The organism is Caballeronia sp. EK (assembly GCF_014384845.1).
Taxonomy (GTDB): domain Bacteria; phylum Pseudomonadota; class Gammaproteobacteria; order Burkholderiales; family Burkholderiaceae; genus Caballeronia; species Caballeronia jiangsuensis.
The window spans coordinates 45,703-62,081 of sequence record NZ_JACSUE010000010.1 but is presented as its reverse complement, the minus strand read 5'-3'; the positions used below and the strand labels follow the sequence as shown (position 1 = coordinate 62,081).

Here is a 16,379-nt window from a genome sequence, read left to right as displayed (position 1 = left end):
CCGTGATGAAGTCGCGTTCGGGCGTCGAAATCTGCTTGTCGGCCATCATACTCGGCACGGCCTGCCTTTTATCCCTGCCTACCCGCGTCTTGGCGTTGCTCTGGCTTTTCGACGGAGCCGTCTACACTCGGCACCGCGACCTCGAGAGCTTTCCTACCGATCGAGTTCCCTGCCGTTGGCGGATCGGTGGCCGCGGTTGGATCCTCTGGGTTTATCACTTCGCTTGGGGCCCTGGTACATGCGGGTGGAGGTATCCCAACTCCTCGGCGCCGTAAGGGCACGGCCTCGCTGCACGTAGTCACACTTAGAAGCTGTTGCAGAATTAAGTTCATGAATTCTTAAGCCGGTTCCAGCAAATCAGCGCGCACGCGAGCGAAAGGAAAGCTTCGTGAATATAGTCATATCGTTCATAACGAATCTTCAGGCGTCGAAAGTTATGCAACCAGGCAATCGAGCGCTCGACGACCCAGCGCGTTTTGCCCAGACCGCTACCGTGCGGTGCGCCGATACGGGCGAGTTCTGGCACGATGCCTTGCTTGCGCAATGCCTGCCGGTGCTTATTGGAACTGTACCCTCGGTCGCCTTGAACGATGCGGGGTTTGCGCAATGGTCGGCCTCGTTTGCCGCGAATCGGCGGAATGGCCGCGACCAGCGCATTCAGTTGCTTGATGTCGTGACAGTTCGCGCCGCTCAGGATGACTGCGAGCGGAATGCCTTGCGCCTCGACAATAAGGTGATGCTTGCTGCCGAGCTTGCGCCTGTCCGTGGGGTTCGGACCAGTTTTTTTCCCGCCGATACGGCGCGAATAGAAGAGCTGTCGACGATGGCGCGCTCCAGATCGAGTTGGCCGCGTCGGCGCAATTCGGCGAGCAACGCTTCGTGGATGCGTTGCCAGACACCAGCCTTCTGCCATGCGTCGAGCACACGCTGCCCGAGCCCCAACCGAGCTCCTGCGGCAGCAGATTCCACGCCGTGCCCGAGCGCAGGACAAAGATGATGCCGTTGAGCACCGCTCGATCTGCAATCGGTTTGCGCCCAGCGTGGCGCCGATTGCGCGAAGGCCGAACAGGCAACAGCGGTTCGATGAATGACCACAGTTCGTCGTCTATAAGTTCTTTAGTCATCGCTTCCTGCATGAGCAAACAATCCAGGAAGCTACCAACTCACAAGAAAAGTTAACAGTGCTCTATTCCTAATTCCACAACGGCTTCTTAGGCATCGGCCTCGGGCTAAGCGGGAATCGACGGGGTGCTCCGGCGGCGGCTGACCTAGCTCGGCTCTTCGTCAAGGTTCTTGCTTGAGGAATTGGAGCCTTCAGTATCAGGTTTCGCGGTCTGGTCCTTGCCCGACTCGGTCTTTGAGACGTTCAATTCATCGAGCTTTTTATCGATTACGTCTTTTGTGCCTTGGCTTAGCTCCTTCTGCGCAGATTTGCCGACTAGGGGTGCGTCGGGTGTAGGCGCCCTATTCGCACGGTCGGGGGTGGATTCGTTGCTGTTCATATCGAGTGCCTTGTCTTGGTCGCGCTTGCAATAGGCGAGCGTTGCATAGTTCACGCATTCCGTGTTCCTGGGCTCGTCGCCTCGCGCGGCCAGATAGCGACCCGCTGGAAACCGTTGGATGCGGCCGAAGAGGAGCCGGCGACCGCGGTTGAGAGAGGGACCGCATGGACTCACGAGCGTTCGAAGACGAGACGCAACGCAAGCCGCCAGCTTTAACGTATTATCCCGTCTCGGATGCTTCGACCCCGGCTGCGCCGGTCAGCCCACGCTATTCCACCGTTTGCGCGCTGCTCCCGAATGGGCAAGGCCTTTCAGAAGCCCAAGCAATGCAAAACAACCCGCCCTGTCCTCAAGCAAATCCACGTGCGTATCTTCGCGAGTATTTCAATGCGGCCGAGAAGGGCGCGCTGACCGGCTCTGTCCGCAACAAGGGTGTTATTCGGCGCGCATCGTGCGTACGCTCGCCGACGGTGGTTTCAGTCACGTCGCTGGCGGCCGCAATTACATGGCGGGGCTCGCAGCGCACAGCAAGACGATGAAATTTCTGTCGTCGTCCGGGGTTTCGAAAGAAAAGCAACTCGCGTCAACGACATATCCAGCGGGCCGATATGTCGCCGAATGCAGAACCCACTGCCGTTGCTGAGAAAGTCGAATTGTGTAAAGGCGATCGTGACAAAGTTGCGCATCTTCGGCTGGTTGCGTGCGACGCCCAATAACGTCTCACGCTGATGAACTGCAGCACTCTTGTGCTCGAAGCACTTAGCGCACGCGACGGCACGACAAAGTCTAGGCTAGGCAGATTTACGCCGCAAGGGCCGTATGATCCGGTGTCGGTTCGAGCTCGGAGCTTAGACATTCAAGATTTCGCATCAGCATGGTTAGACGCTTCTGCTGGGTGACTACAAGCGCATATTCGTCTTCAATCCGCCTGACGCGCTGGACCCAGTAGTTAGCAGGCATGCGCGCGAATGCGTCGATTCGTTGATGGAGTCCGTTGAACATCGCTTCGAGATGCGCGAGTTCGCGGTCGGCGAGCCCTGTCGCTCGCTTCGACTGCTTGGTGTTTTTCAATGCTTTCCCCGTAAGCCGCGCCATCCAATGCCAATTGGTGGTTTTAGTGGCGGGCTACAACGAAGCGCAATATTTGTACCTTTAAACCTAGAGGGAGGACTCAAAGGTCGGAGCAAGCGCGACAATGGAAAACGTTTGCCGGGGCGGGGGCCAAATGAAGCAAAAGTTCGCGTATGTGCGCTAGGTCGCATTTAATAGGGTTTGGAGCAGACCAGGGAGGGATGCTGCAGGCAAAAAATGCTACGTCCGCAAAAGCGGGGCGGATTCAACCGGTCGCGGCAAGAGTCTGCTGGAACCGCTTGCGTCGGCGGGCGCCCATGTGGTGCGTGTCCGAACCCCGCGTGCCTGGCGTGTATGAGGACTTCCTGCCTATGGTTGTGCCCGAACTGCAGCGGCGCGGACTGTTCCGCAAGGACTATACGGACCGGAACGCTGCACGAGAACCTTGGGCTGCCGATCCCGCAATCGGGGGACTGGCGCAAGCCGGCATTTCCGTGGAGGTACAAGGTCAAAGTGGCTTGAGCAGCCGGCGGCTTTACCTGGACAACGGGGTTTGCGCCATGGGAGCATCCGCTGACTGTCGAGTTGATCGAATGCGCAAAGAACGCGTGGAGCGCGATTGTCTGATGCGTGGCTTCGCAGCTCCGCGCATTTTGAACGACAAGTTTTCGCTCGCAATTTCGCGTAATGATGGGTCGGCCTTACGCGATCGGCGGTCGAGCAGGCGAGTTCTCCTATATCCCTGTCCGACCGCTCGCGAGCGAAACCCGAAATCTCGCCAGATAGATATAGCACGCGTGTATGCAAGCAGCGCCGACGCCGGTCGCGAGCAGCACGCCCTGCGCGCCGTACAGGCGCACCAGCAGGACATTGCAGAGCACTTTGACCGAGAACCCCAGCAGCGAAACGATGGAGATCGTGCGATAGCGCATCTCGCTCGCGAACAACTGCACGAGCACGCACATGCCGAAGTAGAACGGCACCTGCAACAGACCGAAGCGGAACAAGGTGGTGACGGCGAGCGTGTCGTCGGCGGTGAACGCGCCTTTCTGAAACAGCAGCTTGATCGCGTACGGCGCGAGAACATAGGCCAGGCAGGCGCCGAGCAAGCCTACGGTCAGCATGACACCCGACCACTTCAGCGCGGTGCTGCGCGCGCATGTGATCGCCCTGAAAAAGGATCTCCGACAGAATCGGCAGCGTGGCGCGGCTGATGGCGAGCGCGCCCATGCTGAGCAGCAGCGAGAGCAGCCGGTTCGCATAACCGAGCGTCGCGATCGCGCCATCGCCTTGTTGCGCCATGAAGTACTGGTCCACCGGAAGCCACAGTCCGGCGACCACCGATCCGACCATCAGCGTGCCCATCGAGCGGATGGTCTTCGGCCACTGGGGCGCGTTCATCGAGACGCGCGGCATGTCGGACGCGCCGTCCGCGCGCCGCGCCAAAATCCTGAGCCATACCGCCTGCACCACGAAGCCGATCGACGTGCCCATCACGAGCGGCATGATCGACTCGCTGTTTTGCGCGGCGAGCACGAAAATCAGCAGGCCGATGGCCGGCACGCATTCGAGCAGAGTATTGATGTGCCGTCCTGAAGCCTGAAGTCGCGACGCCGATATGCAGATGGTGAAGGTCAGCACGCCGACCGGAATCATGCCGAGGATCATCTGCCGGACGCTCTCGCGTGTGGACGGAGACAGACTCGTGGCGACGAGCTCGGCCATGTAAGGCCAGGAAAGATAAAGCAGTAGGCAGAATGCCAGGGAAATAACGAACCCCATGCCTTCGAGTTCGCCGAGAAATCCGTTCTGTTGCGATTTATCCTTGCGAAGCGCGACGAGGGCTGGCACGAGCAGCACGCTCAGCTCGTTGGTGAGCAGAGTGGGCAGCCAGGTGACGAGTGTGAGAGCGAGCTGATAGGCATCGACAGTGCCATTGATTCCATAGCGGTAGGCGATCGCCATTTCCTTCGATGCGCCTATGCACTTGCCGGCGAGAACGAAGATCAGGAGAACGAACGCGCTTCTCGCGATTCGCTTGTGATCCTGATGCATGCCGCCCAAGCGTCTTCGGACGGATTCCACCGCTGCGGTAAGCACTAAACCTCCAGTCAGCCGATTGCCCTGCGTAAGGACCCAGGACGATATCTTTATAGTTGAGCGTTGTAAGGCCGGACGAATGCAGGCCGCCCGAGAAGGAATAAAACCGCGCAAGAAGCCGTCAATGACTCTATCACGCGCTTCAAGACGTTTGATCCAGGACGTGAAGCTTGCTTTGTTACGCAGCATTACTTCTTCATAAGAATGCGAATGCAAAAGTCCGAATTGCTTTCTCTAATGCATGATTACGATAAGATATGCGCGGCATATCTCAGACGAGGCGGCGGTGCGGTGATAACCATCGTCGATGATAAGACATCGCCTGTTCTAACCAAGGCGAGCGGAACAAAAACTTGACACTCGCCTTTGGCCTAATTTCTCGGCCAAATTATGGGTTAGCTCCGCGTCCCGCAATGGTCAGCTCAAATCACGAGCGCAAAGCGAATAATACGGGTGCTTCTACATTTCATGAACCCTGGGATCAGCGGCCAGGTTCATCCACTCCACATGAAAGACACCGTGTGTGTTCTACGGTTTGGTTCGGCTTCGCGGTCCACGTCGGGCTGCCGCTCGGCAGTCAATCCTGCAGGCGGATTACTTGCAATCTGAGCAAACAATTCCTGCGTCGCTTGCACATTGAGGCGCCGCGCGAACACCGCATAACTTCCTCTTCACCGGAAGAGACAAGGCGAAATTCCAAACTTTTGCATTGTGCAGAACTGGGGAAGCGCGCTCCGCTAACCCGATGAGGAAAAGCGCTGGTCCGCGTGTGATTCACTACAAGACCGATCATCACACGCAGGCCGCGCTGATGGCACTTTTGCCCGAACCCCGTGAAGTCGTTGAGCGAGCCGTAGCGCAAATCAACGTTGAAGTATTCGATGATGTCGTGCGACTGTCGCGGCGGGTCGACGGTTGGGAGGGCATCAGCCAGATAGTGGTGATGCCGAGCCCCAAATAGTCGAGCCGCCGCAGTAGGTCTCGGATGTCACCGACGTCGTCGCCGTTCGCGTCCTTAAACGTGCCACCGGACAGGCAGTGGATGATCGCGTTTTTGTCGCAGAGGTTGTTGAGAATATGCCGTTAATGATTTCCGGCGACGAACGCTTCCACGAATTAGACGGGCGAACCGAACGGTTCGCCCCCGAATTGCTTATTGTTTCTTCGCGGCATCGACCTTCGCTTCGGCCGCCTTCTTGTTTGCGTCGTTTTGAGCTTCGACTTTCTTCTCGTCGGCCTTCGCTTGCGCTACGTTCGCATCGTTGGTGGCCTCCCGCTTCTTTCTGTCCGCTTTATTCTGCGCATCATGCATCTTCTTGTTCGCCTTGGTCTGCGCGTTTGCCGCATCATTCCGGGCGTCGGACGCTTCCGCTCCTGTAGTCGCCTTGGCGCCTGTGGCGGCCTTCTTGTCGGCATCGGCCTGCGCAGATGCTTTGTCTTCGTTCGCCGACGCCTGTGCCTTCACCGCATCGCTCTGCGCTTCGGCCTTCTTCTTGTTCGCTGTAGCCTGAGCTTCCATTTTCTCGCTGTTTGCCTTCATTTGAGCTTTTTGCGCCTCTGTGGCATCTGCGGCGACTGCTGAATGTTGGAATGCTGTCGTGGCAAGCAGAGTGGATGCGATGACAGATATGAGCTTTTTCATGATTGAGATCTCCTTTACGTCTATTCTGAATGGCTTATCTGCGCTTCTCGGTGTTGCGACTTTCGAGGTTCTCCGAGATAACACAGCTTGGCGAGAACATTGGTGGATCGTTCGGGTAGATGCGCGCTTCGCTTCTCTCCTCTTCATTCGATTCGATCGCCGACGTGTGACGCCGATCTGTATCTCGCAAGAAGTGTTCCGCCGGCCTTCGCACATTGGTAAGTTTGCCGCTTCGTGGGACCAATTAAATTGAACTGAGTATCAGCCACGCTGCCATACATAAGGTGTCAAGGTGCTACGCAAACGTCATCGCCGATTAATGAAGTCTGCGTTTCAGAGCGCCGGCGGACATTCCGATCCGTCGCGTCGCCTCTCTCCACGCATTGGTGATACGGCGGCCGGTTATAGAACCGTGGATCAGATCTGCCTTCGAGCTGTCGTTATCCAGAGACAAGGCGCTCGACGGTACTGCGAGCAGGTAGTTGCCAATCCGTAGGAACCTGTCGCTCGAGATTGCGACGGGATGCGTCTCAATTCGGCCTACGGGTAGCCAGCAAAGAATTGAACGTGAATGCTGGCAGGTGCGCTATGGAGTGACAGCAGAGGTTTGTGCAGCGGACGCCCACAGGTAGCCCGGGTGTTAGACGGCGGCAAGTTGTCGAAACTGAAGACCGACAGGTGCCGGAGGCGGTCGTCCCAATCACGCCGCTGCGTTTAAAGTCGGCGCGCGCGGTATCCCGAGCTCTAAGGGAGCCTTGCCAGACGTCCGCAAAGGCCGACGATGTATCGGTGAGGACCGCGAGCGTTTGGCATTAGTCCTTCATTACAAAGAAAGTCGACGGCGACGTTCGCTCGCTTGCGTTACTGCCGGCAGCCGATCAAGATAGTGTCCGGCGCTCGCGTGGGCGGCGCCGTTTTCAACTTTCAAGGTCAAACACAATGGCAACTGGTACGGTCAAGTGGTTCAACGATGCGAAGGGCTTTGGTTTTATCACGCCGGACGCGGGTGGCGACGATCTGTTCGCGCACTTCTCGGAAATTCAGTCGAACGGCTTCAAGTCGCTCGCAGAAGGGCAGAAGGTTACCTACGACGAGAAGATGGGTCCGAAGGGCAAGCAGGCGTCAAACATCAAGCCGGTGTAAGCGGGTATTGCATCAAGGTGCCTCGATGATCGAAGAGTCATCGGGGCTCGGAAGGGCAGAGCGGGGGCAGCCGTCGCGCATGAGATGCCGACCGATGTGGTGCAGGCAATCCTCAGACACGCGTCGCCCCAGACCACTTCAATCTAGGTATGGCCGAGCGACGGCGGATGCTCGAGGCGCGGTGCGCGACTATGCCGAGGAAGAGGCAGACGAGCCGGGTGCATCATAGGAATTAACTGAAGTTAAGTATCGTGATGACGTCTAGAGAGGAAGGCGCTGTCCTATCCCTATTCGAGACGAAATTTTTACCGACTTCTTGAGTGCGTGAACCAACGGAAGGTCCATTGGATTTGTCCGGCTGAGCAGGAGCAAATTGACCGGCCAACGGCTGCCCGGTGATGCCGACTACGTGGTCGGATCGCCAAACGCCGTACCGACGTAGCAAAAGCGCCGTATTTACGGTCGTGTGAGTCACCCGTTGTGCCAACGCTCGAACGAGCGCATCGAGACTGCCAGGTCCGGCGAATGGTGGTGAGAGGGCAGGATACACGAAGCATCACTGCACCTGAGGGCCTCGTGGCGGATCCTTCCAGCCTGTGGTCGCTGGTCAGTTCGGGGCGACATGCTCGATGAGATCGAACAGCGGAGGGATCGAGATGCCATGCGGCAAACCGCGTCAATCTGCGCCTGGTTGCCGCGTTCCTTTCTATCCGCTCCGGCGAAAGAGGTATAGGCGATGATCGAGGGGTTGCGAAGCGGCGAGGGCCTCGCATGGCCGAAGCCAACGTGAAGCCGTCAAACACGGGGCATCTCGCTATCGCGAATCACGACGTGAGGCGCTACCGGGAGCGGCGTCTCAAAGGCTGCCTCCGTAAGACACCTCCTCATTCCCGGTTCGCAAACTTGCTATGGGAGAGAAAGATCATTCGAAGTCTCTACCGTCGACAAGGTCCATGGCCGCGGACGTCGACGGGCCCTTGTCGCGCGAGTCGCGTTGGCGATCGAGAGGCGCTTTATTCCACTAAGCGAAATATCTAGACTTTCGGAGATCGAACGCCGGCCTTGCGACCGATTGGCGCACAAATACGCGTGAAAGATGTTCGGCATGGTGGCGGCTCAATTACTAACTTTTGTTTCTCGCCAGGCGGCGAGCAACAGAGGCCGATAGGGAATACGGAAGACCGTGAGGCCGTCCGCCTATTGTCCTTCGTTCGACCGGCAGAAAGCAGATAAGGAACCGAAACTCTGCGTTGGCTGTTGCGGGCAACCGTCGTGTATTAACCGAATGCGAGAGTGCGGGCCGCGTATCTCATGGCGCCGCACCCAGAAGCCCACGACGCCCTTGGTCGTATTACCGCATGTCATGCTTTGTCTTAATGTTGCCGAGCCACGAATACCGTGATGTCGTCGTGGGCGCGCGAATGATCACGGTACAGGACGGCGGCGATTACGCTCGGATGGCGAATTGACAAGCCGGGGTAACGGGCGAGGTCCCATCGTGTAGCCAGTCCGTCAGAGTGCAAGACAAGCAACGCATCGGGCCCCCATGGCGCGTTGAACTCTTGCGTCTTATGGATCGTGTGTCCTACGATGCCCGGATGCGAGGCGAGGTGACGATGGCCGGACGGCATCCACACGCTTGCGGCAACGTTGCCGATACCACAGAAACGCGCCACGTCGTCAAGCGGCGATGTGATCCTGCCACTAGTGTCTGTGCCTGGATCGCCTGAGCGTGACGAATCCTTGTGCGGTGGTAAACGGGCGAGGCCAAGTGCTGCACCCACCGTGGGGCGCAGGGCCTGGTGGGCAACGCCAACGATGTCCACCAGCGGTGCGTCGCCGTGCTCCGACAGCGACCTTGTCGCGGCGACGGCAGCCGTGTTCGCGAGCGGCCCGTGGCCCAGTCCGTCGGCAATCATCACCGTGAAGCCATGGGGCCCATCCGTGTATGTCCATGTGTCGCCGCTGACCTCTTGATTTCTCAGCGCCAGGTTGATGGCGCCAAATTGGACCGTCCCGGCGGGTAAAGCCTGCGCTCGAGCGGCCCAAAGTCCAGACGGCGCATCGCTCCACATCACAATGCGCAGGGCGGTGCCGAGGCCCGGCTGGCTCCAAATGTCAAACTCGTCTACCAGCTTCCTTGCTTGTTCTAGGCCGTTGTCAGAGGGTATGGCCGTGAAAAGTCCGTGGGCGATGCGAGCATCGACATCCGCGACGCCCCCTCCCGTGTCGATAGACAGCAGTTCGATTCCAAACCGCACGGCACCGCCTAGGTGAGCGTCGGCACTGTTCGTCAACGGACAGACAAGCAGTTCGCCGCTTGTAGCGTGGCGGAGCACATTCTCGCAGCACTCGTCAACGACGGTAGCTACATGGCTCAATAGCGCCTCGCCGAAACCGAGCCGCGCCGCAATCATACAAATGCCCCATCGCACGGACGGAACTTGGCTCGCATCGCCAATTTCGAAGCGTTGATGAGCGGGCATCGTCGGCCGCAGTATAGCTTGCATTCACGGTTCCAGATGGGGGCGTGCAGAAGCGCGCGACGGTTCTCAGCGTCGAACGATACTTTTTACGACTTCGGATTATGCACGCGCTTCCAAGCCGTTCTCTAGAAACGATCTCACGGAGGGCAACGTGCTCATAAAAATGCTCAGGCGCTCGTGAGGAACCGGCCAAGAACATACACCGATTGGTTTGATCGAGTCTCTCCCGACCACTGCGAAGGCAAAGAAGGCATACGGGCCCGTGATCGGCCGAAGGCCAAGCAGCATAGAACTGGGGGCGCACATCAAACTGCGGACGGTCAGCGCGATTGAACAGGTCAGCGGCAAGAGCAGCGGTCGCTGTCGGGAGTAAAGCTGCCACTGGGGACGACGCGGGCAGGTGGGAATGATGCACAAGATTCTCACGACCACTGAAGCGAACGCCCGCCGTCAAGATCATGTTTGGCCATCCCGACTCCACGAACGGGCCCATCAAATTCGATGGCGTCTCTGTTACTGGGTTCATCAAACTATGCATCTTCGCATACCTGAAATGCATCGGTTCCTCATCCAGAAGAGAGACGCTGTAGCTAGAGTAGCGACTGAGGATCAGGGGACTTATGGATGTCGCCTATGTACCTCTCCTTGGTATAGCGGCAAGTACCGACGTCTCATCGCCGAAGACGAGCGCTCGCACCTTTATGCGGTGATGTATGGGTCCCGCTCACGAAACTGGCTTCGCATCCGCTCGAGTGCTGCGCTCCGCGGGTTATAGCCCACAATTGGAAAGGATGAACCATGAAGCGCGCATTCAGAGACGATCACTTTACCTTCGAATTCGTGCGGAACCTAGGCGTTATGTACTATGGTGGCGCCGATCTCGTGAAATGATTGCGACCGCGGGTCAGATCGCAGAGGGCGATTTCGAGAGCTGGTTCGCGGGCTGGGATCGGCGCGCAAATCGAGTACTCGCGCGCGCCGAAGCCGACCTGGCCGCCGGGTACCGGGTGAGCGCCCGCGGTGGGTTCCAGCGCGCCTCGACCTACTTTCGCATGGCGGAGTTCTATCTTCACGGCGATCCGGTAGACGCACGCATCCTGTCAGCTTCGCGAGAATCGCAAAAGGCCTATGCCATGGGAGCAGCGTTATCCGACTTGGGAACCCGTATCGATTCCCTACGAGGGAGCGACGCTGCCGGGCTTCTTCTATAAGCCAGATCCGTCGGACACGCCACGCCCGACAATCATCTTCCACGGCGGCTTCGATTCCAGCGTCGAAGAGCTTTTCTACTATGGCGGTGCGCCTGCCATCTTGCGCGGCTGTAACTGTCTGACTTTCGATGGACCAGGCCAAGGCGCGCCGATGCGCGAGCAGAACCTTCCCGTTCGCCCAGACTGGGAAAAGGTCGTGAGCCCCGCCGTCGACTATGCACTGACGCGGCCGGACGTCGACGGCGACAACCGGTGCTCATCGGCATGAGCTTGGGTGGCTATTTCGCCGCGCGCGCCGCAGCGTTGGAGCATCGCTTTCGCGGCGCCGTGTTTTTCGACGGCGTCTACGACTTCCACGAGAGCCTGCGGGCCCTCGTGCTGAAGGAGGCGATTGCGGCCTACGAGGCCGGAAATTTCGCGCAATGCGAGCAGATCGTCTCGGAGAAAATGGTCGCGAACACTGCGCTTCGCTGGGTTGTGACGCAAGGTACGTGGTCGTTCCGCCTGTCAGGAGTCGTCGGCCTTATCGATCGCAGCAGGCAATACTCGCTGGCCGGCATCGTGGACAAAATCCGTTGTCCGTGCCTGGTCATGGAAGCGGAGGGCGATATTAGCCGTTAGGACGACGTCAGCATCCTTGTCCCGTCCGCAAGACAAAAGGCGTTCTTGTAAACGAACTTCTTGGCCGGGGTACTACGGTCAACGCGATCTCATCCGCGCCGTTCGGAGCAGAGTTGTTCTTCGACGTCGCAGGTTCGCGCCGCTTGAGCGCCTCAGCACGCCAGACGAAGTTATTAACGCGGCCTCATTCCTCGGCTGCCCGGATGGTGGTTGGATAAATGCGCAGGGATTGCGCGTCAATGGCGGCCTCGTCTGATTGCAGTACGCAAGTCAAGTTCATTCAATGTACTCATACCTTGTGACTGAGGCAACCGAAGGAGAAGCGCAATGCCATTCGCAAACTACAAATTCCCTGAAGGAATCATGGATCACGCCCGAAAAGAAGAGGTCATCCATCGCACCACAGCGATGTTCGTCGAATACGCCGGCGAAGGCGTCCGTCCGTATTCGATGGTTCTCGTCGAGGAAGTTGCTGATGGCGGCTGGGGACGCGCCGGCCAAACCCTGACACTTGAAAAGATGGGGCTGCCCTCCGGGTCGAAATAGCCACTCATCTGGTCGGCAGCGGCTTCATATAGGGCAGTCCATACCATCGGCTTCTCGTACAAGCCGAAGCCCGCGTGCCCTGAGGCAAACGCTGGGAACAGATTAATCTGCTTCACGCACCCATGATTGCGCAAAAAGCGGCGCGCATGTCGAATTGACCTCGCGGGCGCTTGTAGATCCTAATATCCGGCGACCGCGACTGGGTTTGTACATGCGGTTTCGATGTGCCGCCATCGGCACGATCCACGACGGGATTTTTCACGCTTGCCCCTCATCGGCCTGTTGGCTTCGTAATGCGATCGGCATGCATTTTGATGGTCTCGCGAGCAACGGCAGCTTCAAGTTGGCGTAGCGACGCGGTGTCGCACCGAGGTACCTGTACTCCTTTCATGAGCGTGATTTTCATTGGTGAAATGCGGTCGCGCCGAAATCTCGGCGACGGATGATACCCGGCGCCGTGACCCGGCATCGTACTTGCGACTCCTTCGTCATGCCTGCATGTCGCAGGCAAAACTGGAGAGCGACCATGAATGAAGACCAAGTGAAGGGCGTCGGGGAGAAGGTCAAAGGCAAGATCAACGAGGGCGTCGGCAAAGTGACGAACGACCCCGCGCAAGAAGCGAAGGGAGACGCACAGCAGGTCGAAGGAGAAGTGCGAAAGGACCTCGGTGACGCCAAAGAGGATCTGAAAGATGCAACGGACGAAACGGCCAAGCCTTGACCTGACTGCGTTACAGCGGCACCATCCCCTGTCGGTGGTGCCAACGCGCCGATTTTCAGCGCCCGCCTCGAGCGGGCGTTTTTTCATTTTTGGTTGACGCAGAGCGATAGCGGTAGGCCAAAGTGAACCTTGGTCACTTGATATGGTGCGCGTTCTCACCGTTCTATCCGTCCATCAATCAGGCGTAATGTAAATATTTAGTAAGATTGCCCAGAAACGCGATTGGAGCAATGACCACGACATGAAGGACATTTGGCCGGCGTTACGATGACGGAGGTGTAGAAGTGGTTGAAGTGACGTCTTTGTGGGAAGCCGCCGTTTCCGCCAGCACGGCTATGTCAACGATTGTAAGCGTCGAGCACCCTGTGCTGCAAAAGATCGCCCATGTTCCGCAGACGATCAGGCAGTAATTATCCGTGACATTTCGACTCACTCGATGTACTGAAGGCCGTAAGCGCGAGATCGCCCGTATCGTCGAATGCAAATGAAGAGGCAGCCCAACCGCCACGTACTATGAGCTAAGAGATATTGCTGAACCCCCCTTTCCTTTCGCAGCAGTAAGATCGTCCTAGCCAATGCGACGGCTATCGTGCTCTCATTCAGCATGCGCATCTTTAGTTGCAAAAACTCCATGCTACATTCACTTCTCTGCAGATCATCTCGAAGCGACGACCTGCTCGAACTACATAATCTTTCCGCGAAGCTCCGCTGGCCGCACCGCTTGGAAGATTGGCGTTTTGCAGCCGCAACTGGGGAGGTCATTGTCGCGGAAGCCGATTCTTGCATCGTTGGCGCCGCCGTCTATTGGCCATTTGGTGATCATGCTGCATCGGTCGGACTGGTCATGTCCTCCTCGGATTGGAATGCGGCTGAAGTCGAGGGCCAACTCATGGAGCACGTTACATACGCACTGCGGGAACGCGTTGTAGTGTTGAACTCCCCAGTTCAGCGGTTAGACGCATACCAACATCAAGGTTTCAAGCCGACGGGTTGCGTTAGGCAATTTCAAGGCGCGGTTTCCCATATGCGTGAGATGTTTCCTGATCGTGGGAAAAGGCTGCGTCCGCTTTGTGCAGCTGATGTCCCACTCTTGAGTGAGCTGGCGACACGGGCGACCGGTTTAGATCGGACCAAAATAATGCCCGCGGTCCTAAGGACGGCGGCAGGTATCGGCCTAGAGCGGGACGGTGCTCTATGCGGCTTCTCGTTAATCCGTCGCTTCGGGCGGGGTTTTACCATCGGCCCAGTGATCACGTCAGCGCCCGACGAGACAGCAGATGGATTATTGCTGGTCAATTACTTACTCCATCGAAACGTCGGAACGCTGGTGCGAATCGACCTTGGCGAACACTCCGGCCTTGAGCGAGAACTGTTGAGGCTTGGATTGAAGCACGAAGACACGGTTTTCACCATGTTGCGAAACGGCGTACTCGATTCAGATTCTCAGGTCAGACAGCTCGCCGTGATCAGTCATTCAGTGTGCTAGGTTGTTGTTTTGTTCGGATCAACAAGCCGTGACGTGAAGGGCATCCACCTTCTCTATGGTTTCGTCCATCCGGTGGGTTCTCTCAAGTAGATACGTACGCCACATCACCATCGGCCCGCCAGGCCGGCTTCTTGATAGTACACGTCAAGAATGCCCAGGCTGACTCAACGGGTTTTTTAGCGCGGAGCGGACGGTGCGAGCAAGGTCTTCGAGTTGGAAGGGCTTGCGCAGTGCGGAGAAATTGTTGCTGTGATCTTAGCGATATCGACGTCCGCGTATCCGGTGGCCAAAATCACTGGAAGGTCGGGGCGAAGATCTCGCACACGTGCGAGGACTTGTACTCCGTTCATGCCAGGCATTGCATAGTCGACAATGAGCAGGTCTGGCTTATCGGTATTCAAGCGTGACAAGCCGCTTGCGCCGTCCTGCGCGTGCGTTACCTTATAGCCCAGCACCTCCAAACATTCGACGAGCATCTCTCTAACATCTTCATCGTCCTCGATGACAAGAATATGGCGAGCGTCGGGCGGCCTGTCAGACGACACGTCCTCAACGGTTGACTCTGCGCTTTCGCTCGCGCCGAACGGCAGCCAGATCTGCACAGTAGTTCCTTTGCCCGGTTCGCTCTCGATGCGCGCTTCTCCGCCGGCCTGTCGAGCAATGCCATATACCTGGCTGAGTCCAAGGCCCGTTCCTTTTCCGACGGGCTTGGTCGTGAAGTACGGATCGAAGACGCGTGAGAGCAAGCTCGGCTCGATACCGGTCCCGGAATCCCTAACGCTGACTACGACGTAGCGGCCCGCAGGAAGCGCCTGACCGTCCGACGAACGTTCGTCGGCATGAATCGAGAGACGCCCACCGTTGGGCATCGCATCGCGTGCGTTGATTGCGAGATTCAAAACCGCAAGTTCGAGTTGGTTAGCATCCGCGCGTGTCCAGAGTTGTTTGCAGCTTGAAGTGGTCGAGAAGTGAATCGTCGATCCAAGCGAAATCGAGATGATGTCCCTCATTCCGTCCAGCAACGACGAAACGTTTATCGCCTTGAGATCAAGATTGCTCGTGCGGGAAAACGTCAGTAGTTGCGCAGTCAGCTTTGCTCCTCGTTCGGTGGCTCGTTTCGTCGTCGCGGCCATCTTGCGGACCCGCTTGTCATTGCTGATGCGCAAGAGCAGCTCGGCGTTTGCCATGATGATGTTGAGGAGGTTGTTAAAGTCATGCGCGATGCCGCCGGTCAGTTGCCCAAGCGCTTCCATTTTCTGAGATTGCACAAGAACCGCCTGCACTTTAGCGCGCTCATGGATTTCTTTCATGAGGCGGTTGTTTGCCGACGCGAGTTCCTGAGTGCGCTCCTCGATACGGCCCTCAAGCGTTGCGTTGAGTTGTTCCAGTGCTTCCTGAGCTTTGGCTCGCTCGATTAAGTGCTGTTGCGATTCTGCAAGATGGCGACGTGCGTCGTACTGTCGAGTGCGGGCGCGCAACGCGGAGGCGACCGCACGACGCAAGGTCTCCGAGTTCAATGGCCGTTCGAGCACCAAGACGTTACCGAGGCGCTCAAGCAGATCAATGCTCGCCGCCGAACGCCCGCCTGGAAGTTTCCCTGAGAGCAGGACCACCGGAAGGTCTGACCAGGGCGGCTGCTTTTGCAACCATTGTGCGATCGTCGCGCCGCTGTCATGTCGAAGAGACTCTTCGGTGATCATGGCTACACCCGCGCCCCCGTCAAGTTCCGCGACAAGTTCGTGTGGGTCGGAGCAAGCGAAGCAGACTCGGTCTTCTGACGCGAGGACGTCGGTGATCACACGAGCGTCGCGACCGAAGGGGGCCAGGATAAGAACGCGATACTCCATGTT

General features: G+C 57.8%; 12 protein-coding genes and 4 pseudogenes. 6 read left to right on the top strand and 10 right to left on the bottom strand.

Going from position 1 to position 16,379, the window contains the following annotated elements; translation table 11 throughout:
• Positions 1-328: 328 nt before the first annotated feature.
• The 8 genes and pseudogenes from IAG25_RS27665 to IAG25_RS27640 all read right to left on the bottom strand — a co-directional run bounded on the left by IAG25_RS27665 (position 329) and on the right by IAG25_RS27640 (position 6,315).
• Positions 329-1,124, bottom strand: a pseudogene (locus IAG25_RS27665) (IS5 family transposase).
• 144 nt (positions 1,125-1,268) lie between these two features.
• Entirely contained in the window at positions 1,269-1,556 is a 288-nt protein-coding gene (locus IAG25_RS27660) for a hypothetical protein (protein ID WP_187607673.1), read from the bottom strand.
• A 747-nt stretch (positions 1,557-2,303) separates the two neighbouring features.
• On the bottom strand, positions 2,304-2,573 hold the full coding sequence (locus tag IAG25_RS27655; RefSeq protein WP_187607672.1) for a hypothetical protein: 270 nt from the start codon (positions 2,571-2,573) through the stop codon (positions 2,304-2,306).
• A 734-nt stretch (positions 2,574-3,307) separates the two neighbouring features.
• Positions 3,308-3,697 carry a lipid II flippase MurJ gene (locus tag IAG25_RS41550; RefSeq protein ID WP_255503971.1) on the bottom strand — a complete coding sequence of 130 codons (390 nt, stop codon included), beginning with the start codon at positions 3,695-3,697 and terminating at the stop codon, positions 3,308-3,310.
• An 85-nt stretch (positions 3,698-3,782) separates the two neighbouring features.
• Positions 3,783-4,538: pseudogene (locus IAG25_RS41545) on the bottom strand (lipid II flippase MurJ); the annotation flags it as partial.
• A 629-nt stretch (positions 4,539-5,167) separates the two neighbouring features.
• Positions 5,168-5,329 (bottom strand): NMCC_0638 family (lipo)protein, encoded by a 162-nt coding sequence (locus tag IAG25_RS42515; RefSeq protein ID WP_441301377.1) that lies wholly within the window; start codon positions 5,327-5,329, stop codon positions 5,168-5,170.
• Positions 5,330-5,439: 110 nt separating this feature from the next.
• Positions 5,440-5,750: pseudogene (locus IAG25_RS42150) on the bottom strand (alpha-amylase family glycosyl hydrolase); the annotation flags it as partial.
• Positions 5,751-5,826: 76 nt separating this feature from the next.
• Positions 5,827-6,315, bottom strand: a complete 489-nt coding sequence (locus IAG25_RS27640) for a hypothetical protein (protein ID WP_187607671.1) — start codon at positions 6,313-6,315, stop codon at positions 5,827-5,829.
• A gap of 939 nt (positions 6,316-7,254) precedes the next feature.
• On the opposite strand from IAG25_RS27640, the gene IAG25_RS27635 reads away from it, so the two are divergent.
• Positions 7,255-7,458 (top strand): cold-shock protein, encoded by a 204-nt coding sequence (locus tag IAG25_RS27635; RefSeq protein ID WP_187607670.1) that lies wholly within the window; start codon positions 7,255-7,257, stop codon positions 7,456-7,458.
• Positions 7,459-8,831: 1,373 nt separating this feature from the next.
• On the opposite strand, the gene IAG25_RS27630 is transcribed toward IAG25_RS27635, so the two are convergent.
• Entirely contained in the window at positions 8,832-9,968 is a 1,137-nt protein-coding gene (locus tag IAG25_RS27630) for an anti-sigma regulatory factor (protein WP_187607669.1), read from the bottom strand.
• A gap of 1,104 nt (positions 9,969-11,072) precedes the next feature.
• Here IAG25_RS27630 and IAG25_RS27625 point away from each other — a divergent pair.
• The 5 genes from IAG25_RS27625 (at position 11,073) to IAG25_RS27605 (ending at position 14,529) form a co-directional block, all read left to right on the top strand.
• A complete protein-coding gene (locus IAG25_RS27625; protein WP_187607668.1) occupies positions 11,073-11,423 on the top strand; it encodes an alpha/beta hydrolase family protein in 351 nt (116 codons plus the stop codon).
• Entirely contained in the window at positions 11,408-11,776 is a 369-nt protein-coding gene (locus IAG25_RS27620; RefSeq protein ID WP_187607667.1) for a hypothetical protein, read from the top strand. The genes IAG25_RS27625 and IAG25_RS27620 overlap by 16 nt, the downstream gene beginning before the upstream one ends.
• A gap of 327 nt (positions 11,777-12,103) precedes the next feature.
• The gene (locus IAG25_RS27615) at positions 12,104-12,322 is read left to right on the top strand and encodes a tautomerase family protein (RefSeq protein WP_187607666.1); all 219 of its coding nucleotides are present in this window, start codon (positions 12,104-12,106) and stop codon (positions 12,320-12,322) included.
• Between the two features lie 526 nt (positions 12,323-12,848).
• Entirely contained in the window at positions 12,849-13,043 is a 195-nt protein-coding gene (locus IAG25_RS27610) for a CsbD family protein (RefSeq protein ID WP_187607665.1), read from the top strand.
• A 631-nt stretch (positions 13,044-13,674) separates the two neighbouring features.
• Positions 13,675-14,529 (top strand): GNAT family N-acetyltransferase, encoded by an 855-nt coding sequence (locus tag IAG25_RS27605; protein ID WP_187607664.1) that lies wholly within the window; start codon positions 13,675-13,677, stop codon positions 14,527-14,529.
• A gap of 144 nt (positions 14,530-14,673) precedes the next feature.
• Here IAG25_RS27605 and IAG25_RS27600 read toward each other — a convergent pair.
• Positions 14,674-16,376 (bottom strand): annotated as a pseudogene (locus IAG25_RS27600) (response regulator).
• Positions 16,377-16,379: the final 3 nt, after the last annotated feature.

What these genes read in the sequence shown, in the direction of transcription:
- IAG25_RS41550 (WP_255503971.1), bottom strand. Translation starts at nt 3,697, where the DNA reads ATGCTGACCGTAGGCTTGCTCGGCGCCTGCCTGGCCTATGTTCTCGCG.
- IAG25_RS27640 (WP_187607671.1), bottom strand. Translation starts at nt 6,315, where the DNA reads ATGAAAAAGCTCATATCTGTCATCGCATCCACTCTGCTTGCCACGACA.
- IAG25_RS27635 (WP_187607670.1), top strand. Translation starts at nt 7,255, where the DNA reads ATGGCAACTGGTACGGTCAAGTGGTTCAACGATGCGAAGGGCTTTGGT.
- IAG25_RS27630 (WP_187607669.1), bottom strand. Translation starts at nt 9,968, where the DNA reads ATGCAAGCTATACTGCGGCCGACGATGCCCGCTCATCAACGCTTCGAA.
- IAG25_RS27625 (WP_187607668.1), top strand. Translation starts at nt 11,073, where the DNA reads ATGCCATGGGAGCAGCGTTATCCGACTTGGGAACCCGTATCGATTCCC.
- IAG25_RS27615 (WP_187607666.1), top strand. Translation starts at nt 12,104, where the DNA reads ATGCCATTCGCAAACTACAAATTCCCTGAAGGAATCATGGATCACGCC.
- IAG25_RS27610 (WP_187607665.1), top strand. Translation starts at nt 12,849, where the DNA reads ATGAATGAAGACCAAGTGAAGGGCGTCGGGGAGAAGGTCAAAGGCAAG.
- IAG25_RS27605 (WP_187607664.1), top strand. Translation starts at nt 13,675, where the DNA reads ATGCTACATTCACTTCTCTGCAGATCATCTCGAAGCGACGACCTGCTC.